This window comes from Kribbella sp. NPDC050820 (assembly GCF_040653975.1).
Taxonomy (GTDB): Bacteria; Actinomycetota; Actinomycetes; order Propionibacteriales; family Kribbellaceae; genus Kribbella.
In genome coordinates this window covers 1-23,146 of sequence record NZ_JBFAHB010000068.1, presented here as the reverse complement: position 1 = coordinate 23,146, position 23,146 = coordinate 1, and the positions used below count along the sequence as shown (strand labels likewise).

Annotated in this window: 19 protein-coding genes and 1 pseudogene; 13 read left to right on the top strand and 7 right to left on the bottom strand. The window is 64.2% G+C overall.

Annotation, left to right across the window (positions count from 1 at the left end; translation table 11 throughout):
* Positions 1-18: 18 nt before the first annotated feature.
* The 4 genes from AB0H36_RS37880 (at position 19) to AB0H36_RS37865 (ending at position 6,029) form a co-directional block, all read left to right on the top strand.
* A complete protein-coding gene (locus AB0H36_RS37880; protein WP_360535021.1) occupies positions 19-141 on the top strand; it encodes a hypothetical protein in 123 nt (40 codons plus the stop codon).
* Positions 142-211: 70 nt separating this feature from the next.
* Positions 212-730, top strand: coding sequence for a glycoside hydrolase family 20 zincin-like fold domain-containing protein (locus AB0H36_RS37875; protein ID WP_360535019.1), 519 nt, complete (start codon positions 212-214; stop codon positions 728-730).
* Positions 730-2,157, top strand: coding sequence for a family 20 glycosylhydrolase (locus AB0H36_RS37870; protein WP_360535017.1), 1,428 nt, complete (start codon positions 730-732; stop codon positions 2,155-2,157). The genes AB0H36_RS37875 and AB0H36_RS37870 overlap by 1 nt, the downstream gene beginning before the upstream one ends.
* A gap of 26 nt (positions 2,158-2,183) precedes the next feature.
* Positions 2,184-6,029 (top strand): discoidin domain-containing protein, encoded by a 3,846-nt coding sequence (locus AB0H36_RS37865; RefSeq protein ID WP_360535015.1) that lies wholly within the window; start codon positions 2,184-2,186, stop codon positions 6,027-6,029.
* A 639-nt stretch (positions 6,030-6,668) separates the two neighbouring features.
* Here AB0H36_RS37865 and AB0H36_RS37860 read toward each other — a convergent pair.
* The 3 genes and pseudogenes from AB0H36_RS37860 to AB0H36_RS37850 form a co-directional block, all read right to left on the bottom strand.
* Positions 6,669-6,852: pseudogene (locus AB0H36_RS37860) on the bottom strand (transposase); the annotation flags it as partial.
* A complete protein-coding gene (locus AB0H36_RS37855) occupies positions 6,776-7,198 on the bottom strand; it encodes an L-rhamnose mutarotase (RefSeq protein ID WP_360535013.1) in 423 nt (140 codons plus the stop codon). The gene AB0H36_RS37855 and the pseudogene AB0H36_RS37860, both read right to left, overlap by 77 nt.
* A gap of 45 nt (positions 7,199-7,243) precedes the next feature.
* Positions 7,244-8,005: a FadR/GntR family transcriptional regulator gene (locus tag AB0H36_RS37850; RefSeq protein ID WP_360535011.1), complete on the bottom strand. Its 762-nt coding sequence runs from the start codon at positions 8,003-8,005 to the stop codon at positions 7,244-7,246.
* A 116-nt stretch (positions 8,006-8,121) separates the two neighbouring features.
* Between AB0H36_RS37850 and AB0H36_RS37845 the strand changes: the two genes are divergently transcribed.
* The 8 genes from AB0H36_RS37845 (at position 8,122) to AB0H36_RS37810 (ending at position 19,165) form a co-directional block, all read left to right on the top strand.
* On the top strand, positions 8,122-9,177 hold the full coding sequence (locus AB0H36_RS37845; protein WP_360535009.1) for an enolase C-terminal domain-like protein: 1,056 nt from the start codon (positions 8,122-8,124) through the stop codon (positions 9,175-9,177).
* Positions 9,178-9,329: 152 nt separating this feature from the next.
* Positions 9,330-10,595 carry an extracellular solute-binding protein gene (locus tag AB0H36_RS37840; protein WP_360535007.1) on the top strand — a complete coding sequence of 422 codons (1,266 nt, stop codon included), beginning with the start codon at positions 9,330-9,332 and terminating at the stop codon, positions 10,593-10,595.
* Between the two features lie 73 nt (positions 10,596-10,668).
* Positions 10,669-11,568 (top strand): sugar ABC transporter permease, encoded by a 900-nt coding sequence (locus AB0H36_RS37835; protein WP_360535005.1) that lies wholly within the window; start codon positions 10,669-10,671, stop codon positions 11,566-11,568.
* Positions 11,565-12,515: a carbohydrate ABC transporter permease gene (locus AB0H36_RS37830; protein ID WP_360535003.1), complete on the top strand. Its 951-nt coding sequence runs from the start codon at positions 11,565-11,567 to the stop codon at positions 12,513-12,515. The genes AB0H36_RS37835 and AB0H36_RS37830 overlap by 4 nt, the downstream gene beginning before the upstream one ends.
* Positions 12,496-13,779, top strand: a complete 1,284-nt coding sequence (locus tag AB0H36_RS37825) for a Gfo/Idh/MocA family oxidoreductase (protein ID WP_360535001.1) — start codon at positions 12,496-12,498, stop codon at positions 13,777-13,779. The genes AB0H36_RS37830 and AB0H36_RS37825 overlap by 20 nt, the downstream gene beginning before the upstream one ends.
* A gap of 141 nt (positions 13,780-13,920) precedes the next feature.
* On the top strand, positions 13,921-17,982 hold the full coding sequence (locus AB0H36_RS37820) for a putative Ig domain-containing protein (RefSeq protein WP_360534999.1): 4,062 nt from the start codon (positions 13,921-13,923) through the stop codon (positions 17,980-17,982).
* A complete protein-coding gene (locus AB0H36_RS37815) occupies positions 17,928-18,764 on the top strand; it encodes an Ig-like domain-containing protein (protein ID WP_360534997.1) in 837 nt (278 codons plus the stop codon). Before AB0H36_RS37820 ends, AB0H36_RS37815 begins: the two co-directional genes overlap by 55 nt.
* A 50-nt stretch (positions 18,765-18,814) precedes the next feature.
* Complete coding sequence (locus tag AB0H36_RS37810; RefSeq protein WP_360534995.1) at positions 18,815-19,165, top strand: nuclear transport factor 2 family protein; 351 nt, start codon at positions 18,815-18,817, stop codon at positions 19,163-19,165.
* Positions 19,166-19,185: 20 nt separating this feature from the next.
* On the opposite strand, the gene AB0H36_RS37805 is transcribed toward AB0H36_RS37810, so the two are convergent.
* Complete coding sequence (locus AB0H36_RS37805; protein ID WP_360534993.1) at positions 19,186-19,530, bottom strand: alpha/beta hydrolase; 345 nt, start codon at positions 19,528-19,530, stop codon at positions 19,186-19,188.
* A 72-nt stretch (positions 19,531-19,602) separates the two neighbouring features.
* On the opposite strand from AB0H36_RS37805, the gene AB0H36_RS37800 reads away from it, so the two are divergent.
* Positions 19,603-21,033, top strand: a complete 1,431-nt coding sequence (locus AB0H36_RS37800; protein WP_360534991.1) for an META domain-containing protein — start codon at positions 19,603-19,605, stop codon at positions 21,031-21,033.
* A gap of 555 nt (positions 21,034-21,588) precedes the next feature.
* On the opposite strand, the gene AB0H36_RS37795 is transcribed toward AB0H36_RS37800, so the two are convergent.
* The 3 genes from AB0H36_RS37795 to AB0H36_RS37785 form a co-directional block, all read right to left on the bottom strand.
* The gene (locus tag AB0H36_RS37795; RefSeq protein WP_360534989.1) at positions 21,589-22,302 is read right to left on the bottom strand and encodes a hypothetical protein; all 714 of its coding nucleotides are present in this window, start codon (positions 22,300-22,302) and stop codon (positions 21,589-21,591) included.
* Between the two features lie 207 nt (positions 22,303-22,509).
* Positions 22,510-22,878, bottom strand: coding sequence for a hypothetical protein (locus tag AB0H36_RS37790; protein WP_360534987.1), 369 nt, complete (start codon positions 22,876-22,878; stop codon positions 22,510-22,512).
* Between the two features lie 16 nt (positions 22,879-22,894).
* Complete coding sequence (locus tag AB0H36_RS37785) at positions 22,895-23,017, bottom strand: hypothetical protein (protein ID WP_360534985.1); 123 nt, start codon at positions 23,015-23,017, stop codon at positions 22,895-22,897.
* Positions 23,018-23,146: the final 129 nt, after the last annotated feature.

Sequence of the window (23,146 nt, the reverse complement as noted above, 5' to 3'; positions counted from 1 at the left end):
GCACGACGGTGCGGGGCGGTGCTGGTGATCACGACCGACGACGGTGTGCCCGCCCTCAAGTCAGGCGACAACACGAACACCCTCACCACCAGCGGTTCATGGACGGTCTACGACGCGATCGGCGTCCGGCAACTCCCGTGAGTTGACCGCCAAACAAGTGATGTAGCTCCGACTAATCGCCTCATTCGCCCGCTCACGTTGAGGAAACACGATGAAGCTTCTACGGTCACTGTCCCGCGGCGTGCTCGCTGTGGTTGTCGGGCTGGCTGCCACCATGGTGGCGTCGAGCCCGGCGGCCGGACAGAGCATGTCGAATCCCAAGCCACTGACCATTCCGGCGCTGCAGGAGTGGTCCGGCGGCACCGGCTCGTTTACGTTCACTGGCGCCACCAGGATCGTTTGGTCCAGGACGTACGCGCCGACGTTGGCGTCGACGAGCCAGGTCTTCGCCGACGACTTGCTGGCGCTGACCGGTCGCCCGGTCACGCGGTTCGCCGGTACCGTGGCCGACCTGCGGCCCGGTGACATCTTCTTGACGCTCGGCTCGACCGACAGCGGACTCGGCGCCGAGGGGTACGCACTCTCGATCACCGACAAGATCACCATCACCGCCCGCGACGAGCGCGGCGCCTTCTACGGCACCCGTACCGTCCTGCAGTTGCTCAAGCAGAGCACTCGATCCCGCAGGGCGCCGCGCGGGACTGGCCGCTCAAGCCCGAGCGCGGACTGATGGTGGACAACGGCCGCAAGTACTTCACGCCGCAATGGCTGCGGGACCACGTGAAGGAACTGGCCTATCTCAAGATGAACTACTTCCACCTGCATCTGTCGGACAACAAAGGCTTCCGGATCGAGAGCACGTCGCACCCGGAGATCGTCTCGCCGGAGCACCTGACCAAACAGGAGGTCAGGGACCTCATCGCGCTCGCCGCGAAGTACAAGGTCACGATCGTGCCGGAGATCGACGCGCCGGGCCACATGACGCCCATCCTGGCCGCCCACCCCGAGCTGAAACTGATCAGCAACACCGGCGCGGTGCAGGGCTCGTACATCGACCTCAGCAAGCCCGCGGCCTACGCGCTGATCAAGGATCTGTACGACGAGTATCTGCCGCTGTTCCCCGGCCCGTACTTCCATATCGGCGCCGACGAGTACCACGTCGCCTACAACTCCTACCCACAGCTCGAGCAGTACGCCAAGGCGACGTACGGCGCCAACGCCATCGGCAAGGACGCCTACCTCGGCTTCATCAACTGGGCCAACGACATCATTCGCGCGGCCGGTAAGACCACCCGGGCCTGGAACGACGGCATCGGCGGCGGCAGTGCGGTCACGGTCGACACCAACGTCATCCTGGAGTTCTGGTACAACTACGGCAAATCGCCGCAGACGCACATCGACAACGGCCATCTGATCTCCAACGAAAGCTGGACGCCGACCTACTACGTGCTGCACGCCGGCGGTCCGGCTGGCCCGTCCAGTCAGTGGGGATACGACACCTGGAACCCCGACCTGTTCCAGGGCGGCCAGGCGATTACGGAAGCGTCGAAATCGAAGAACCTCGGCTCGAAGCTCCATGTGTGGTGCGACAACCCCGACGTGGCCACCGAGGCGCGGATCGCCTCCGACATCAAACAAGGGCTGCGGATGCTGGCCCAGCAGACCTGGGGCTCGCCGAAGCTGGTGACACCTTGGTCGAATTTCGTCTCGGCGATCAACACGATCGGCCGCAACCCGGCCTGGACGTCCAACGTCCAGCCAGGCAACCTCGCCGCGGACAAGCCGGTGACCGTCTCCAGCACCGAGACAGCGAGCTTCCCCGGCATGAACGCCGTGGACAGCGACTACTGGACCCGCTGGTCCAGCGGCTACACCAACAACGAGTGGATCACTGTCGACCTCGGATCAACGCAGCGGATCGGCCGGGTCAAGCTCCACTGGGAGAACGCATACGGCACGGGCTACCAGGTCCAGGTCTCCAACGATGCCACTACCTGGACCACGATCCACGCCACGACCACGGGTGATGGCGGCATTGACGACCTGGCAGGCCTGTTCGGCTCAGGCCGCTACGTCCGCATGCAGGGCACAGCGCGGGCGACGAAATGGGGCTTCTCGCTGTACGAGTTCGAGGTTTACGCGCCCACGATCCAGTAGCGGCCCACCCACCAAGGAGTTTGATCGTGAGACACAGAAGAATTGCCTGTCTACTAGCTGTCGCGGCGATGATCGGAACGTCATTGCTGCTCGGCCCACCCAGGACGAAGGCCTACGCACAGCAGGTGCCGGGAAGCGCTCCGTTCATCAACTCGTGGCTGGTGTCGGGTCCGTTCGACTCGCCGGTGGCCGACAAGGCCTACGAGTGTGAGGCCGGAGAGGCCGTGAACTACGCCGCGCGGGCGTCCGGAATCACGGCTTCGTCGTCGACTCTTGCGGTGAACCCCGTGTCCTATCTGGTCGACGGGACCACCAGCAAGCAGTGGGTCACCCAGAACGACTCCAGCCCGTGGGTGAAGTTCACCTGGAGCACTCCTATCCCCTTGAATGAGGTGCGCATCGCGCAGTGGGGCGACTCGCGGCATGTGAACAGCTGGTATCACATCACCTTCACCCTCGCCGACGGGAGTTCCGTGGAGTCGGGCAGGGTCGACAGCACGTCCGCCAGCCCAGCCGCGCCGACCGTGTACTCCGCGCAGCCCGGGCTGAAGAACGTCGTCGAGATGAGAATCGAGATCGACAAGGGACGAGCGCCGTACCCTTCGATCACTGGACTGTCCGAGGTCGAGGTGTACGACCGGCCGGAACCGGTCGACGGGAAGGTCAAGATCGCGCCGAAGCTCGGCGAGTCGCTCGGCTTCGGTGCCGAAAGCCGTGCCTGGGAGTACTTCGACGACCGGATCTACAACCGAAATTACGACGACTACCAGGACCTGTACGGGTACTACGCCGTCAAGAAGGGTGTCGACACCAGGAACAAGTACGTATACGCGAACACGTACGTCTACAGTCCGGTCGCCCAGGACGCCTACTTCAATGTCGGAGCGAGCGGGTCGTACCGAATCTACGTCAACGACCGCTGTATGACGCCCCCGAGCACGCCCGTGGAAGTGCAGAAGGATCTGACCAAGCAAGCGATTCACCTGCAGCAAGGGTGGAACAAGCTGATGCTCCAGATCAAGCACACCTTCACCGCGGACGTCAACTCGAACGGCGTTCCGATCGGCAAGGACCACAACGTCGCCTTCCTCGGGTTCTACGGACGAGTTGCAGACCAGTACGGCAACCAGCTCGGCGGCCTCGCGAATTCCGTCACCGGGCCGGCCTCGTCCTTGGAGATCGTTTCCCAGGGACTGTCGACGAACGACCCGCTCAAGGCGCCCTTCCCGAAGAACGACATGCCGACCGGATACAAGGAATGGCCGTACGTCTGGAACAAATCGATCACCACGGCGAAGCACGGCGTGGCGGCGTCCGCCTTCCAGTTCATGGCCGCCGGAGGCGAACCCGGCTACACCTGGAAGATCATCGACGGCCGGCTGCCCGACGGACTGGAACTCAACGCCGACGGCACGATCGCGGACGGCCTGGTCGGCGGGAACGCCGACCTGAACAGCACCAAGGGCATCATCAGCCGCGCCGCCGCAACCGGTGACTACCACTTCACCGTTCAGGTGACCGACCGCGCGGGACAGACCGCCACAAAGCCGTTCACCACCACGGTGAAGGAGCGCCCGAACAAGTGGTTCGAGGAAGGCCGGGTCGGTGCGCTGACGCACGCCACCCCGACGTACAACTACTTCGTGGATCCGAACTACTCGGTCGACCGATGGGCAGCGCGAGCCAAGCGTCAAGGGCACTCGCTCGTCTCGATCGAGTCCCTGCAGCAGAACTACTTCTGGCCCTCCAAGTTCGCCGATCCACAACACATCAGGCAGCTCTACCTCCCCAAGGACAGCAGCGGCAAGGTAGTCGACGGGCTGAAGCAGTACGAGCAGGCCGTCAAGCGCCACGGGATGAAATTCGGTCTGTACTACGCCACCGAGGGCGGTGGCCTGCAGCACTTCTCCACCGACGTCTTCGTGCAGAACGTGGAAGACCTCATCCGGCGATACGACCCGACGTACCTCTACTTCGATGGTCCACAGGCGATGCCCAACGCCAACTACGACGTGATGTACAGCGCCGTGCGCGACCACAGCCCCGACATCATCATCGACTCGAACGCCTGGGGCGCAGAGTACGGCGACCCAGACCTGCGGACCGGCGAAGCCTCCGGCATCTTCGCGAACGCGGGCAAGAACCACCTGGTCAAGCGCGCGCCGATGGAACCCTGGAAGATGATTCACACGAAGTATCAGGCATCTCCGTACTACGGTCAGCGCGACGATTTCCGGCTGGTAACCCAGGAGATGGTCATGAACGCGGGCCGTGGCTATGTCGACAACAACGACCAGTCGGTCATCGACAGCCGCGGACCCAACTGGAACTCACCCACCGAAATCGCCACCCGGTACCCGAAGGGCGTCCAGGAATTCATCGACGTCAGAGAGAACCTGGCCGACTGGTTCGCTCCGACGGGCAGGCCTGAGAGGCACGAGTCCACCACCGGCACGACGCCGTACTTCCTGTCAGGCTACGGCTACGAGGACGACGGGCGGGGGAACTACGAGAAGTTCGCGTTCCCGAACACCACGACCGGACCGCAGTGGGGTTACGCGACTGCCAGGGACAACAACATCTATCTGCACATCATCAAAGGCCCCGACGGCAAGAAGGGGTTCGACGCGATCAAGGGAAGATCTCTGACGATTCGCCCGGTCAACGATCGGGTGACCTCGGTGAGTTGGCTGAACAGCGACGTCCCGGTCACGTCGTTCAGCCAGCAGGGCGACAGCCTCACTGTCAACCTTGCCAACGTCGCGGAAGATCCGATCGACACGATCATCAAGATCGTGACCGACAACCCGATGCGGCACTACCGACTGACCAACGTCGTCGCGAGCGGCGAGCGGCTGGCACCCGGAGTGCTGCGAGTCAAGGCCGAGGGATACATGACGTTCCCTGCCCTCAAGGCCAACCTTTCTGCGGTCACCTACAGCAGCACCGATCCTGGGGTGGCGCAGGTCAGTCCTTCGGGAATCGTGACTCCGGTGTCGGACGGCACAACCACGATCACGGTGTCCGGCACCCATGAGGGCGTGACGAAGCGCGGTGCGTTGAAGGTCAGGGTCAAGGGTCAGGTTGTCTACGTCGGCGAGGACCTGATCGGCGCATCCCTGCTGGTCGGTGGAAAAGAGACGTATGGCGAGTTCGGCCTGACCGACGGGCTTCGGTACGAGCTCGAAGGCACGTCGGCCAAAGGTGGAGCGATCGGATTGGACGCGGCCCAGATCAGATGGCACGGCGGTATCGTCGATCTCGCCGGCGGCAGCAACTACACGCCGGTCGCCATCAAGGAAGTGGACACCTTCAAGTTCGAGAAGAACAAGATCGTCACTCCGCAGGTCGAAAAGCTCACAAGAGGCGTCGTCTGGGCAGACATCACTCTCGACGGCAAGATGTTCACGACCAACCGCGTCTTCCTGGACCTCCAGCCGTATCGCAACCTGGCCAAGACGGCCGAAGCCTCCGCCAGCCACGACCCGGAGGCTCTGAGGAACCTGACCGACGGAAAGGCCATCGACGCAGGGAACTTCGACAGCTCGAAGTGGTCCGTTGCGGGGGGTGAACCGGCCTGGATCCAGTACAAGCTGCCGGCACCGGCCGATATCGCGAACATCAACGTGAACTTCAACTCGCTGAACCAGCGGTATCTGAACACGCCCAAGACGCTCAAGATTCAGACCAGCCTCGACGGAGCGAGCTGGAGCGATGTCAGTACCGTCAACGGCCCGACCGGCACGGCGTACTTCGGCTACTACAACCAGTACCCGGTGAATGCGCACGGCCAGTACGTCAGGTTGGTCTTCGACGGCGGATCGAACGGCTCGACGGCGGACCTCCTCGAGGTGGCCATCAACGGGAGGTAAGGCGGCCGCGGAACTGTGACGACCGCGACGGTCAGCGCCTCGCCCCAGCCAGAGCCTGGCGGGGCGCTGACCCGACCGAGCAACGCGGCCTCAGGTTTCGCCCGGTGCTGCGGCGCCGGTCGTGGAGTGCTGTGTGCGGGAAAGAGGCGGCTGTTGATCTCCTGCTTGAACTGCTCGAGTGTGGTGTCGATGTGTTCCGCCATCAGGGCCGCGGCGCAGCTCGTCACCTGCCGCGATCGCCACCGCGACATCCAGATGCTGCTGTGCACAGGAACATGCTGGACGACGCCCTGCCGATCGCGCCCTGGAACTTCTCGTCGGCACAGTTGAAGGACTCGAGGTCCCCGGCTTGCGCGGCGTCGGCAGTCAGTTGCGCGGCTTCGCGGAGCGACTTCACGTGCGGCGGGGTGGCCCGGCTGCGCTGCCAGCTGCGTCGTAGTGGTCTCGACGAAGCGACGGCACTCGAGGATTTCCTCCACCTGGCGAAGGTCGGTCGGCAGGAAGTGGGACAGCGACTGCCGGAGAAGCTTCCGGCTCCGCCACATAAGTCCTCGGCCAATCTGAACCGAGATCCGGCCCAGGGCTTGCCGACACGTTCCCGCCCGCCCTCGCCTGAAAGCCCCAGCATCCCCGCGCCGCCGCCGGGTCCCGCGGTACGTCGATCTCGACCGCGCCGGAGTTCTCGGTCAGCACGGTCTTGGAACGGGCCCCGTTGCGGACGTAGCCCGCGACCGGCTGGCCATGTCTCATGGCCGAGGTGCTCGGTCATCTCCTCGTTCCTCGCCGACTCCAGCACCACCTTGTTCAGCTGCCCGAGCTCGCCCGGTGTCGCTTGCTTCCTGCAGCCGCATCGACCAGACCAAGGCCGGTGCGGAGAGCACGGGAATCGCCGCGACCTCTTCGAAGCGCTCGACGAAAACTGCCATCTCCGCCTGCCAGCGATCATTGACCGGGTCACCGGCCAACCTCTGCTCCAAAAGGGCGAAGTCATCCACGTCGACAAGATGGAGGAGCGTCCGTCCGTCGCGCCAAATCGCCCAGTCCCTTACGCCGGCTCCGGTGAGGGACGCGTGGAGATCCGCTGGGATTCGTTGGTGAGCGGCCTCGTAGGCATCCTCCTGACCCTCGCGCAAGACGCTCACCAGGACCACCGGACGGAACCTGCTCATCGGTGACGTCCTTCCATGGCCCAATTCCTCCGAGGACCAGTACGGCTACGAGGTCTGGCTCGGCCGGGCATCGGGGGAGTTGGTCTTGATGCGCCAGGCTTCGAGGATGTGTGTGCGCATTGCGGTGCGCGCTGCCTCGGGATCGCCGGCCTCGATCGCTGCTGCGATCGCGGTGTGGCCGGTCTGTGCGTGTCGCAGTTGTTTGTCGGTGGGCGTGGTTCCTGAGTACCGCCTGCTGTCTCGGGCGTGGCCGTGGAAGCTTGCGGCGATGGCCTGCCCGATGTCGTTGCCGGACAGTGCCATGACGGCGTCGTGGAACTGTAGATCGAGGTCGAGATAGCGGGCGGGGTCGTTGAGAGCGTTGCTCAGTTGCTCGATCAGGTGTCGCAGTTCGGCTGCCTGCGCGTCGGAGCGGCGGCTGGCCGCCGCGGCGGCCATCTCAGACTCCAGTGCGACGCGAACGTGTACCAGGTTGTCCAGCACGGTGAGTGAGTTGTCGTGGCGGATTCGCGCGTCGAGGACGTCATCGTCCAGCGGGTTCCACTGTGTCATCGGCGCGACGACTGTGCCATGGCCCTGCCGGATGGTCACCATGCCTCGCTGCTGCAGGGACTGAAGCGCCTCCCGGATGACGATCCTGCTCACGCCGAACTCGTCGCAGAGCGCCTGCTCGCCGGGCAGCGCCTCGCCCGCCGTGAGGCGACCGCTCACCACGGCGTCGATGAGGTCCTCTACAACCGTCGTGGCCAGACGTAGCGATCGCCGCGACACGCGTTCGCCCTTGCGGAGTCCGGAATTGGTGCTCATTGGCAACCCGCTCACCTTCCAGTCGAAGTCTCAGGCAAGTCTACTCCACATCTTGTCCTGTCGTTAGACATGTGCTGTTATGACGTCTTATGGGAAGACAAGTGAGGATAGCGAGCGTGGACGTGCGTCCGGTTGTGATCCCGGCCGCGCGTCCGGCGTTTCGATGGCGGGAGGGTCTGCCGGGCTCGCCGGCGGGCGACAGCACGGGTGCGGTGCTGGTGATCACGACCGACGACGGTGCGCAGGGTCGGGCGTTCGACCCGCACGGGGCGATCGTCGGTGACATCACTCGCCGATTGCTGGCCGAAGCGCTGCTCGGTCGAGACGCGGCTGACCGTGAGCTGTTGTGGCATGCAGTCTGGGAGCTGGACCGCATCGAGGAGTTTCCGATCTATGCGCTGGGCCTGGTCGACGTGGCGCTGTGGGACATGGCCGGCCGGCGGGCGGGCATGCCGGTGCACGAATTGATGGGTACGTTCCGGCGCAGCATCCCGGCGTACGCGTCGACGACCACCTTTGCGACGGTCGGGGAGTTCCTCGAGGTGGCCGACCAGTGCCTGGAGCGGGGATTCACCGCGATCAAGTTGCACGCTTGGGGCGACGCGCGGCGTGACGCGGAGCTCGCTTGCGCGCTGCGCGAGCATGTCGGCGACAAGGTCGAGTTGATGTACGACGGCTCGGCCGGGTTCGATCTCGCGGACGCCGTCTACCTGGGCCGTGCCCTCGGCGACGCGGGGTACCGCTGGTACGAGGAGCCGATGCGTGAGTTCAGCATCACGGCGTACCGGTGGCTGAGCGAGCGCGTGTCCATTCCGTTGCTGGTCGGGGAAACCTCGGACGGCGCCCACTACAACATGGGCGACTTCGTCGCGAGTGGCTGCGCGACCTACGTTCGCACGAGTGCCCGCTACAAGGGCGGCCTGACCGGTGCGCTGCGGATCGCGCACCTTGCGGACGCCTTCAGGCTCAGGGCCGAGGTGCACGGCGGCGGCCCGGAAAGCCGCCACTTGTGCATGGCGATCGCAAACACCAGCTACTACGAGTCGCTGGTGACCAGCAACCCCATCGTGACCGAGGACTGCATCGGACCCGACGGCACCGTCGCGGCACCGACCGAACCCGGCGTCGGACTGCCGGACGTCATCGAGGAACAACTCGACAGGGCCGCTTGAATTTGGCGACCGACATTAGCAGCACCCAGACGGTGCATTACAGGGAATCTGGATAACCGCGCGACGCTGACGCCTCAGTTGGCACACGCGCGCCAAAACACCACGAAAGAGACAAAATGCGTACACGACGGCGTACCAAGCAGTCCGTGTTGATGGCCACTGTTGCCGCGTGGGCTCTAGCCCTCACCGGGTGCACAGCTAGCGGCTCGGAGCCCTCCAGTTCCGGCGACAAGGTCACACTGACCTTCCTCGTTTCCGAAACGCCGAACCTCACTGCGAAGTACTGGGATGACGCGATCGCTCGCGCCTCCGAGAAGGTGCCGGGCGTCACGATCAAGAAGGTCGTCGGCGAGAATACCCCGGCCTACGCGCAGCAGCTGTTCGCGTCTGGACAGGCACCTGACATCTTCGCGACGGGGATCGCGAACGGCCTTGCGCAGAAGGGCATGCTCGCTGAGTACACCCGCGACGAGATGGAAAAGGCCGGAGTCACCGACTTCACGTCGGGCACGATCAACGGCAAGTTCTACGGCATCGCCGTCGGCGCGCAGGCGATTCCGCTGGTGTACTACAACAAGGACCTTTTCGCGAAGGCCGGCATCAGCGAGGCGCCGAAAACCTACTCGGAGCTGCTCGATGACTGCGCGAAGTTGAAGGCGGCCGGCATCGCCCCGTTCGAAATCGGTGGCGGCGGCAAAGACACCTGGGCGACCACCTTCGCGCTGGTGTCTGCGGTTGCCGCCGACGTCCTCACCGTTGACCCGGGCTGGTTCCTCAAACGCACGAAGGGCGAGGTGAAGTTCACTGACCCTGTGTTTGTCGCCGCGGCCAAGAAGGTGCAGAACCTCGCCCAGAACGGGTATGGCGACAAAGACGCGATGACGCGCTCCTACGCTGACCTCGAGCAGGCGTTCCTCGCCGGCAAGGCTGCGATGTACCCGATGGGTTCGTGGTTTGCGGCCGCCGCTGACAAGGCAAAGCTGACCAACATTGGTGTCTTCGGCTGGCCGAGCGATGCCGGCAAGGCGGCCTTCCCGACCGTCAGCGGCGCGGGAATGAACGTGAATGCGAAGTCGAAGGACGTGGAGCTCGCCAAGAAGTGGTCGTTGGCATTCGCTACCGACAGGCAAAACCGTGACTTGGGAGTCATCACCGACGGGGATATCGTGACGATCAAGGACTATAAGTTCCCCGACAATGTCGGTGCGGTCTACAAGGAAACGGTGAAGGCCTACGACGCGGCTGTTGCAGCCGATGCGACGGTTCCCGCCTGGGCCAACATCACTGGTGATGGTGCACTGCCGCCGGGATTCTCGGACCTGATGACTGCGGCGAATGTCGACCTGCTGACAGGCAAGAAAACGCCTGAGCAGTTCGCGCAGTACCTCGACGAGCAATACGCTGCGGCGCAAAAGTAGCCGTACCACCTCAACCCGAGTGAGGGGATGGTGCCGGCACGGCCCATCCCCTCGTCGCGAAAAGGCCTCACGTATGCAAACGCAGAAAAAGCACCAGTCGGCTCCGCGCAATCCTCTTCACTTCCTCTTGTTTGCGCTCCCCGGCGCCGTGCTCTACGCGGTGTTCGTCCTCTGGCCACTGCTGGTCGCGCTCTGGTCGAGCTTCACCAACGAGGACGCCTACAGACCCACCACATCGTTCGTGTGGTTCGACAACTATGGTCGGTTGTTCACCGATCCGGCCTATTTGCAGACGCTCCAGAACACGGTGATCCTTGCCCTGATCTGCATCGTCGTGCCGAACGCGCTTGGCCTCGGGATTGCCGTTCTGCTCGACCGCGTGGGGTGGGCGTTCAACGTGATGCGTGCGGTGTTCTTCATTCCCGTCATCTTGTCGTCGGTGGTCGTCGCGGTGATCTGGCAACAGATGCTGAAAGACGACGGGTTGGTCAACGCATCGCTGCGGTCGTTCGGGGTGACCAACCCGCCCGGATGGCTTTCTGATCCGTCGCTCGCGCTGTACAGCGTTGGATGGATCACCGCATGGCAGGCCGTTGGCACGTGCGTCGTCCTGTACCTCGCCGGGCTGCAGAGCATTCCGAAGGAACTGCTCGAGGCCGCCTCGATCGACGGTGCTGGGCCCCTCAGGAGGTTCCGCACCATCACTTGGCCACTGCTTGCCCCGTCGGTCACCATCATGACCGTCCTGTCGATGATCGGCGGATTCAAGATTTACGACCAGGTCAAAGTCATGACGAACGGCGGGCCGGGCGTCGGCACGACCTCGACGCTCGCATTCGACGTCGTGCGAACCGGTATCGACGCCGGTGCGGTGGGCTACGGCGCCGCAAAGGCCGCTGTCATGTTCCTCATCATCGCTGCGATCTCGTTGCTCTCTATTCGAATTATGCGCCGCAGGGAGGTGGACCTGTGACCGTGGACACCGGCATAGGTAGCCGCACGAGCGCCGGCACCGGCCGCACCAGCGGCGGCGGAGGCGCCGCCGGCACCGGCCCTACTCCCCGGGGCCGTCGGCAGATCAACAGCCAGATCGAAGCCGGTCGCGCTGGGCTGACGCGCACGCTGATCGCGCTGGTCGTGACTGCTCTGTTCATCTACCCGATCTACCTCATGGTCCTGAACGCGTTCAAGACGCAGGACGCCATCTACCGGTACCCGGGCCTACCGACCATGCCGTTGACCTGGCGAAACTTCGTCGATGTCCTCACCCGCCCGGACGGGTTGTTCTGGACCGGCCTGATCAACAGTGTTCAAATCACCGTCGTCGGCACCCTGCTCTCGACCATGATCGCTGCGATGATGGCGCACTACATGGTGCGGTCAACCGGATGGTTCGCCAAGATGCTGTGGGTCATCATTCCACTAGGCCTCATGATCCCGCCCGCCACGACGTTGCTCCCGTTGCTGCGCATGATGCGAGATTTTGGGTTGATTGGCTCGGTGTTCGGGCTGATCGTGCTCTACGTGGCCGGTAGCCTGCCGTTCGGCGTGCTGGTGTTCACGGGGTTCATGCGAACCATCCCGAAAGAGCTCGAAGAGGCCGCGGCGATGGATGGTGCTGGACCGGTCCGTACGTTCTGGTCGATCGTGTTCCCATTGCTGAGCCCCGCCGGCGCGAGCGTCATCATTTTCGTTGCGGTCGGCCTGTGGAATGACTTCATTACCCCGCTGATCATTCTTGGCCCGGCCAACGGAAGCACCATCACCGTCGGCATGTACCGCCAAATCAGCGAACACGTCTCGAACTACGGCGCGGTGTTCGCGTACATGGTGCTCGCCACGATTCCGATTCTCATCTTGTTCATCTTCTTGCAGAAATACTTTGTGAAGGGATTGCTCGGTGGGGCAACAAAGGGATAACCGTGTCCGCGCCTCGGCGCGAGGCATCCGTCTTGCCGTGGCTGGAGCCGGAATGCGCGGGCAGGCGTACGCGACGGCCGCAGCCGCGATCCCCGGCGTCGAAATCGTGGCAATTGCCGAGCCGAACCCGACGACGACGGCCCGCGTCATCAGCCAATTTCCGACTGCGCAGGTCTTCTCGGACTGGCGCGAACTCCTCACGCAACCGCGCATCGCTGACGCCGTCATCGTGAGCCTGCTCGATCGAGATCACCGCGAGGCGAGCGTGGCGTTGGCCGAGGCGGGCTACGACATCTTGCTCGAGAAGCCGATCGCGACGAGTCAGGCCGATTGCGACGACATCGAGGCCGCTGCCGCCGAGAACGGTGTCAGCATCACCGTGTGCCACGTGATGCGGTACACGTCGTACACGCGGAAACTTCGTGAACTTATCGACAGCGGCGCCATCGGCGACATCATGCAGATCGAGCACCTCGAGCCGATCGGGCACCTGCACTTCGCGCACTCGTTTGTGCGGGGCAACTGGCGTCGGTCGGCCGACACCAACAGCCTGTTGCTGGCGAAGTCTTGTCACGACATCGACTGGTTGCTCTACATCATGGGTCGGCCGGTTCAGCGGGTGACGTCATTCGGATCGCTCGGGCATTTTCGGTCAGAGTCGCGTCCGACCGGGGCGTCCGACCGCTGTGTGAGCTGTGCGGTCGAACCGGATTGTGCCTACTCGGCGGTGCGGTTCTATCGCAGCGGGCTGAACAACCCGGGCTCGCCCGAGGAGTACAACGCGCTCGTCATGGCGGGGGAGGTGGCGCCGGAGGCGATCGACCGGGCGCTCGAAACCGGGCCGTGGGGGCGGTGCGCGTATCTCTGCGACAACGACGTCGTCGACCACCAGACCGTGCAACTCGAGTTCACTGACGGGCGGCTCGCGAGCTTCACGCTCTCGGCGTTCTGTGAGGCCGCGAACCGCAAGACTCGCATTTTCGGCACCGCCGGGCACATCACCGGCGACGGGCAGATGATCAGCGTGTACGACTTCAGGACGCTAAAAACCACCGAGTACGACACTGACGCGCTCGGCTTTGCGGCGGCGAGTGGGCACGGCGGCGGCGACGCCGGGCTGGTCGAGGAGTTCATTTCGGCGCTTCGAAATGCCACGCCCGAGGCGCTCTCGACGAGCATTGCTCAGAGCATGGCGAGCCACCGGGTGGTGTTCGCAGCCGAGGAGGCGCGGCGCACCGGCACCGTGGTTTCGCTGACGTCGTGAGGCGGTTGGGTCTTGCAGTTGACCGCTGCCATCAATAGGCGGCGCACCGCTCAAGAAGAATCCCGAGAGTCGACCGTCGGGATGGGCTGGTGAGGTCCCCGGCGGTCGGGCATCGATTATCTCGACAAACAAGGAGGTAGCGTGAGGAGACGACGAAAGATCCTGCCCGGCGTCGTGGCAGCTGCGATTGTGCTCGCACTTGCGGCCGCCGGCAGCGTTCTGTCTGGGCCGCAGGCCCGTGCGGCTCAGACGACTGGAAACGCGCCGTACCTGAACCAGTGGGCGGTGTCGGGTCCTTACACCGATCCGGTGGTGGAGCAGTCTGCTGCTCCCGTCGTTCCCGCCCTGGGCACGTCCCTGGTTGGTCCGAACGGCAGCGAAACATCCACCTGGCAGTACTTCGACGACCGCATCTTCAACCGGAACTACGACGACTACAACGACCTGATGGGCTATTTCGACGTCAAGCAGGGCCGGCCGACCGTCGACAAGTGGGTTCTGGCCGCAAGCTACGTCTACAGTCCTGTCGCGCAAACAGTTCAGTGGCAGGTCGGTGGATCGGGTCTGTACCGGCTCTTCGCCAACGACGCCGCGGTCGGGCAACAGGACCGCGTCCCAAGCCGGGTCGGCAAGGGCGGTACGAGATACCCGGTGCAGCTGCACCAGGGCTGGAACAAGCTGCTGATCGAGATGCAGCACAAGAACCCTGGTACCAGAAAGAATTTCCTTGGTTTCTATACGAGGCTCAGCGACGGTTCCGGCAACACTGTTTCCGGGCTCACGTACTCGGTCACCGGACCGAACGTGGCCAACGATCAGCTGACCATCGTCACCGAGGGGCTGAGCGTTGACCGGAGCGCGTTCGACGCGCGCAACGCGGACGTCCCGGCGAACGACTACCCGTCCAACACGCTGCCGTACGCCTACGACGAGAACCCGTATGTCGGGATGGTGGCAACCATCGACGGCAACCGGAACACGTCGAGCATCGCGCCGCAGGCGTCTCCCTTCGCCTTCCAGGCGGCCGGCGGGAGTCCCGGCTACACCTGGACGCTTGCCGGTGGCCAGTTGCCGCCCGGCCTGACGCTCGCATCCGACGGTCACATCGACGGCACCGTCTCGGACGGCGCCCACGGCGCATCACAGAAGGACTACACGTTCACCGTCAAGGCGACCGACGGCCACGGCGCCACGACGACGAAGCCGTACACCATCACGGTCAAGAAGAACCCGGTCGACTGGTTCATCGACGGCAAGATGTCGGCCCTGTCCCACACGACCGGCACGATGCCGAACCTGTACGACCCGAACTTCAACTACGACGACTGGGCACAGACAGCCAAAGAGATGGGCATGACCCTGCTGTCGACCGAGAGCCTGCAGAACACCATCTACTACTGGCCATCGCCGAACGCCAACCTGACCCCGGACAACAGCAACAAGCTGTACAAGTACAACGCTCTGTTCCAGGCCGCCGACGGCAGTTGGCACGTGCGGGACCGGGTGATGCAGGCCAAGCAGGCTGCAGAGCGTTACGGGTTGAAGTTCGGCGTGTACGTGTCGTCGCTGTACGAAGGATCCGAGATCCTCGAGAGCGACATCCAGGGTCTGGTCGCCCGATACGACCCGTGGTACGTGTTCGCCGACGGGGGACCGGAGAGCTATTCCAACCCCGACGTCGCGTGGAGTTCCGCCCGCAACTACAACGACCGGGTGCTCATCGACTCGAACCCCAACGCGCAGACCGGCGATCAGGACATCACCCTGTACGAGCGTCCGTTCTGGAACAGCGAGCCGTACAACGATGGCGGTTGGCGTACCGGGATCCTCCGGCAAGGCCGCAAGGTTGCCCACGAGGAATGGAACGACCCGTACACGACGGCGCTGGACGTCTGGACGCAGTACGCCAAGGGCAACGAACGTGACAACTGGATCGAAGCCACCAAGGAACTCATCAACCAGTACGGTCACGGTTATGTCATGAATTACGACTCGTCCATCACCGTGACCCGGGGCATGGACAATCTGAGCAGCAACCTGGACAACACGAACATCTTCTCGATGGTGCCGATCTCCTCGCAGCAACTGTCGGACATGCGGACTTCGATCGTGAGGTGGATGGACAACGAGCGCGGACCTGATCTGCGCGAGTCGATGTACGGCACCACGCCGTACACCATGGACTACACCCTCAAGCCCGGCTGGTACACCGACCCGCAAAAGGCGATCGCGCACGGCCAAGGGCCGGACTGGGGCTACGCCATGGCCCGCGACCAGTACGTCTACATGCACATGATCAAGAACCAGATCGCCGGCGTCGCGAAGACGGGATTCACCGGTCAGGCCGAGCTGCGCCAGATCGGGCCGTTCGACTATCCGGTCGACAAGGTCGAGTGGCTGAACAAGGGTGTGGCGCTGCCCTTCACCACGGCCAAGGTGAACGAGAAGTACTACATTTCCATCGACACAAGCGACCTGGTCGCCGATCCCGTTGACACCGTCCTCAAGGTTTCGACGCAGAACCCGGTCAGAAACTACAAGCTGACGAGCGTCAAGCTCTTCAGCAGCCAGACCTCGCCGGAGACCCTGCAGCTTCGCGCCGAGAGCTACATGAACAACTACACGAACGTGTTCGCGCCGGCCCGGCTCAAATTCACGAGCGACAACCAGCAGGTCGCGACTGTCAGCGCGGCAACCGGCCTGGTCACGGCCGTTGGTGACGGCGCCGCGACCATCACCGCAACGGCAACCTACGACGACGGCGTGAATCCGCCGCAGGTCCGGACCGACACCTATCCGGTCAAGGTGCACAACCGTGCGATCTCGACCACCCTTCCCGTTGTCGGCGTGAACATGTTCACCAACGGTGCGCAGTTCTGGGGAGAGTTCCCGACCAACAAGGACATTCCGGTCACGTTCAAGGGCTTCACCCAGAAGGGCGGCGAGATCGACATCCTCGACGCCTCGAACGTCAAGTACCACTATGCGACGGTCGACGGCAAGCGTGACAACCCCACAGGGAAGGTCGTGGTCACCGAGGTGCCCGCCGACCGAACTCCGTTCGTTGTCAACGGCAACACGATGCGGTTCACCGGCACTGTTTCCAGCCCGACGATGTACAGCTACTGGGCCGACGTCACGGTGAACGGGAAGACCTACACGTCGACCCGGAACTACATCACGCTGCTTCCGGCCGCCAATTCCGCCGCCGGAATTACGCCAAAGGTGAGCACCGACACCGGCCATGCGAGGCTGCTGTCCGACGGAACGATCAACGACACGACCGGCGGCAACCTCGCCAAGTGGCGGGCGCCGGCAGGCGATGAGAATCCGAGCATCACCTACGACCTGCGCACGATGCAGGACCTCTCGCGGGTCAACATCTTCTTCAACCACCACATACCGAACGCCGACAACGTCACGTACTACAACGTGCCGAAGAAGGTGAAGATCGAGTACAGCGCCGACGGCTCCCACTGGACCACCGGCAACGAAACGACCACATTGTCCGGCGCCGGGCTGCCGACCTCGAGGAACACACTGGCTGTTCCGCGCAGCAACACAACCTTGTATGCGTGGGAACAGGAAGGCCTGTACTACAACTATCCGGTCGATCCCGCGAAGCCCAGCGTGCACGCCCGGTACGTCCGAATCTCCTTCCCGGGTGGCGGCCAGGACGGCAGTCCGATCGACGTACTCGAAGTCCGACTGCAGTCGTTGCGAGACCTGACGGCCCTGGGCACTCTCGAGCTTCACCCACAAGCCGCCGCGGACGGCCAGACGGCAACGATCGACGTGAAGGGCTCCTCCTTTCTCGGTGCACCTGTTGACCTGAAAGACGCCGAGCTCACGATCACCAGCGACACCTCGTCCGTCGTGACCGTCGGTGCGGACAAGGTGTTGTCGTCGGCCGGGGCGGGCAGGGCACGGATCAACGTCACCGCGGAGCTGGGCGGCTACCGCGCCAGCGACTACGTCTACGTCGACGTGGATGCGGACGGACGGATGTCCTTCCCGGTGTTCCTGAAAGGCGTGAAGCTCGCGTTGAGCAGCAGTTCCATCAAGGTGAACGAACCAATCGTCGGATCGATCGAGGGAACTCTGAGCACCGGCGAAAAGGCCAACCTGTCGAAGGCAAAGCCGAGTACGTGCTCAGCGACAGCAGACTGCAAGCCGTACCGGGCAGCAACACCATCGTGTTGAAGGAACCTGTCGCCACCGCGTTCCAGGCGACCGCCAAAGCGGTCGTGACGCTGGACGGAGTGGCAGTGGAATCCAGCCCGGCGACGATCGTGGCCCAAAGCAGCAATATCGCGGCCACGGCCACGGTCACGGTTTCCTCCGTCCGCGACCGAAACGGTGTCCCGGACGGCAACAACCAGGACGACCGCTACCTGGGGACGAAGGCGACGGACGGCAACAAAGCTACGTCCTGGGCCGCGAAGCAGACCGACCGGACCCCGTGGATCAAGCTCCAGTTCCCGTCACCCGTGGAGATCGACCGCGTCAACCTGGTCGACCGCGGCCATGACGTCAACCAGATCGTCGAAGGCGTGCTGGAGTGGGAAGGCGGCAGCAAGAAGATCACCGGACTCAAATGGGACGGCCAGCCGGACAACATCGTGACACTCGACACTCCCGTCAAGACAAGCTGGGTGAAATTCACCATCGATCCGGACAACACCTACAACAACCCGAGCGGTGCAGAGTGCGGGTTGGCCGAGTTCGGCGTGTTCGAGGTACAGAAGCCAAAGGCAATCGTCGATTTCAAGTCGGTTGCCGTCGATACCAAGGTCGGCGACCTTCCATCGCTGCCTGCCCAGACCGAGGCCGTCTACAGTGACGGCACGACCGGATCGGTCGATGTGACCTGGGAACCAGTTACCTCAGACATGGTCGGCAAGGAGGGCTGGTTCATCGTGCTCGGAACCGTTGCTGGAACCTCGGTCAAGGCGACCGCGGTTGTCAACGTCCTGAATCGGTAGCCGCCACTGACGCTGAAGAAGGGCTCAACTCTGTGGCCCCGAGGCATCGGATGCCTCGGGGCCACGACCTGATGTTCAACGAGTGCCGACCTGGCGAGGCCATCGAGCGGTACGTCGGCGACACCTACGTCCAGAACAATCCGCATGTCGGCGACGGCAAGCAGGCGTTCGTCGACTACTTCGAGCGCATCGCGGCCGAGTGCCCCGGCAAGCACGTCACCTACAAGCGCGCCTTCGCCGAAGGCGACCACGTCGTCGTGCACTGCCACCAGACCTGGCCCGACGAAGACTATGCGGGCATCGACATCTTCCGCTTCGACCAGAACGGAAAGATCGTCGAACACTGGGACGTCCTCCAGGTCGTACCACCGACCTCCCAGAACGACAACACCATGTTCTGACCACTTCCTAAGCGGCGCGTTCAGTGGCTACTGACGTAGCGGGCGATCAGTGCGTAGCTCTGGCAGGCCTTGTCGGCGTCGTTCATGTCATATCCGTGATGGGCTTGTGGGACGTCGACATGCTCGACCAACGCGCCTGCTTCGCGCAGCCGTCGTGCGTACCGCTTGCCCTCGGCGTGCAACCGGTCGAGCTCGGGCGTGATGACCACCGCGGGAGCGATCCCGGTGAGGTCGGTGGTGTCGCCCGGGTGAGCGGGGGGGGAACGAGCCGGTCGGCTCGCATCGACCGATCCGGTACGTACGCGTTGTCGAAGGTGATTGCGGCCCAACTTGGCGGCGCCGGAACCGTCCAGCCAGGACCCCATAGCTTGCGAGCGGCATCTTCTGCTGCCCTCCCGCGATGGTCCGCCCGCCTTCACCCAGCCGATACTTGGGGTATGTCGGAGATGGACCTGCCTGAGCTCGATCGTGCGGAACTTCGGGCGGTTGAGGTACTGCGTGGTGGTGTGGCTGTTGTGGTGACCAGGCCCAGTCCGATGACGTACGGCGTGGTGGCTCGTGATGCCCGTGCGATCAATCGTCTGAAGGATCGCCCAGTCGACCAGCCGGTCGGAATCTCGGTCCACTCGGAAGCCGCGCACGATCAGCTGTTCCGGTACCTCGACGTCGGGACCGACACTCTCGCCGCGATCGACTTCGCTCTCGCCGAGCGAATCTCCGTGCTGGCGCCGATTCGGTCGGACCCGACGATGCCCGAGTGGCTGGCGCCGGCCATCCAGGACGGCTGGATGCTGTTCTTCGACGGCTCCTGGGGGCGACTGGCGTTTCTGTGGACGAGCTTCCCCTTCCTGTATGGAAGTAGCGCCAACCGGACCGGCGAAGCTCCGGCCGCCTCCGCCGCCGAAGCCCGTGCGCAGTTCCCGGCCGAAACCGTGATCATCGACGCCGACCACCTCCGCGAGCAGGTCCCCACATACGGAGCCAGCACGATGATCCGCGTCGAACCGGACGGCCGGTTCTCCCTACACCGGTCAGGTATCCAGGACCAGGCGGCCGGCGGGGCCGGCGTACTCCTGGACCGACTGCGCGAGTTCCGATCCGCGATCGGGCGACTGGACGGATCGGCCAGTACGCCGATGGGCAAGGCGTATCTGTCCACCGCAGTCACTGAGGATGGCGAACCCAAGCAGCTGGTGCCGAAGACGCGTATCCGGCTCCAGTTCGCGCGAGTGCCCAACAAGAACGCGGACGGGCCACGGGTGTACGACGTCGTGCGAGCGCACGTCGGTTGCAACCGCATGGGCACAGCCGTCGCAGCCGGCGAACTGCTGGCCGACGGGAGCCTGTGGATCGACGGACTCGGCGGCACCCAGGTCGGCTGCCAACCGCCGCTACGGGATCAGGAGGAATGGTTGAAGACATTCCTGACGAGCAAACCCTCCTGGCGGCTGAACGGTGACGAGCTCACCCTGACCTCAGGCGGTACGACGATCACGCTGCTGGACCGGAAGGTCGCCGAACCCGACTTCCCGCTCGACGGGATCAGGTGGGAGGTCGTCACCACCATCACCAACGCCGACGTGCGCCACCACCGCTATCACGCGGAGCAGGCCTGGATCACCCTCGACGGCGAGCGCCTGACCGGCTGGACGGGATGCAACGAACTCTCCGGCACCATCACCCGCAACAACACAGAACTGAGCTTCAGCGACGTCGCCACCACCGCCCACACCTGCACATCCGAAACCGCCGAGGTCCAGGCCGCAATGCTGGCCACCCTCGGGCCCGCGGTCTCCTACACCATCGACTACAACCAGCTGACCCTACTGGCCCCGTCCGGCATCGGCCTCGACCTGAAGGCGGGGTAGAGCGGCCGCCCATTGTCGTCGGGCCCTAGACAGGAGGTACACGTCCTGGGATGCATCCTGGTCCGTGTTGCCTCAACAGTCACGAGCTGTGACGCCAACGCAGGCCACTTCGGTACACCGCCATGACTCGCACTCGCCTGCAACCGGCACTTCGCAGCGCTGGACCCGTGCAGACGGTTTCGGACATCGACATCAGCCGGGTTGTCGGGTCGGGGTGTTAAGAAACGATCGCTTCTCAACACCCGCGTAAGCCCAGCGGCCGTCTCTTTCTGCGCACCTTGCGCATCGACCCACGAAGAGTGCGAGCCCGAGGAGGCCACCATCAGTGCTACGACCATGCTGGGGATTGGAGGATCTTTGGAGAACGCGGTGCCGTCAAGGTGTCGAGCCATCCGGCAGGTGAGCACGACGGGACTTCAACCGCTCGAAGGTGCTCTCAGCAACAGTCTGCGGAGAGCCGAGCTTGGCCGGCGCACAGCCGTCCGGCCCCCGCCTGCTCGCACCCGGCGAGGACCTGCGCGCATGTCTCCGCGGCCATCCGCTGCGGTTGACGGATCAGCCGGCGGCCTTGAGGAGATCGTGCTGGAGTTTCGAAATGGTGGCGGCGAGTTGGGTGTCGGGGCGGAGGCCTTCGCTGGTCTCGCTTGACTCGGTCACCGACACCTGGGCGAGGACGTTGCCGACGACAAAGTTCGCGTTCGCAGTTGCCGTGAAGCGGGTGGGAGACGACTTCTTGAAGAGTCCTGAATCCGTCCAGGTGCGGGAGATTCCCCGAACCGTGAACGTATCGCCGTGCTCGTACTGGTCCCAGAAGCGGTCCTGGAGGGTTACCGCGCCCTCATGAGAACGGAACCGGTACAAGTACACAACCAGTCGTCGGTCGTCGGACGACATGCGGATACTGACGTAGCCGCGGACGAATCCGGTCCGGGCGAGCAGCTTTCGATCCTCCTCCGGCGTCCCGGACAGCTTGCTGACGAACCGCTCGGCGTCGAACGGACCGACCCGTTCCCGATCCCAGTCCCGAGAGGATCGTCTGGTGAAGGTGGCGGATCGGACGACCAGCCGCGCGAGATCGTCCTGCCGCGGCGTGGCAGTCGGCCGCGGCGATGCGGCTCGTGACGGCGTCGCCGCAGGAGTTGGCGCCGGTGATGCGGGAGCCGCCGAGACTATCGGCGATGCCGTCGGTGGCGCGACGCTCTGCTCAGCGGAGCTGCCGCAGCTGACCAGCAGTGGTACGGCGAGCAGGGCAAACCCGGCACGCAACATCTGGTGTTCCTTCCTCCCCGCCGGACTCGCTCGTCCGGCCGAGAGCAGACCCTACCCGGCGTCGGGGTGCATGTGCCCGCTCGCGCGCTGCGATGAGCGCTGATGACGCCCCGCGCCGCGGGTTGCGGGCCCCGCGCCTGGTCTGTCGATCGACGTCTCGGACCGGATCTGCCCGGCGCACCACTGCATCATGGTTCCTCCGATGTTTCACCATCCGATCGTCGCGGCGCACGAGCTCGAGCTGCACGCCAGCAGTGACGTCTTCCGCCCTGTCCCGCTCGGCGCAGACCACTCATCCCAGAACGACCCACGGAACCAGAGCATGCCACCGCGGAGGCGGCCGCCGGGGCAGGTGGTGGCGTAGTCCTCGGCGGCTTTGACGACGGCGACGGTGAGCGCGGTGACGAGCGGCCCGGCGTTGCCAGCGCCTTCCCGGGAGAGCCTGTAGAGGGTGCCGCCGCGTCGTACGAGCTGGTGCGGGTTGAACTCCGGCCGCGGGGTCGGGCCGGGGTTGACCCAGGGCGCGACGCGGCTGGAGCCGAGGCAGGTCGCCATCTGCTGGGCGATACCGAACACGCCGCCGCGCTGCTTCTCAGGAGCGGACGGCCTCGACGGACTCGGCCATCGCGATGGCGCCCTGGCCGCGCAGCAGCTTCTCCGGCTGGGTGTGGTCCATGTCGGGAAGCCCGGCCAGGCACCGCTGCCATGTGGTCACGAGCTCAGGGCCGAGTCGTCGGAATTTGCTCTGTCGCTGCTCCGTGGACTGCTGCCAAACCATGGTCATTGTCGCGAGTCGATGGGTATGGATCGGTCGGTTCTGTCGCGGCTTGGGCTGTGCCCAAGC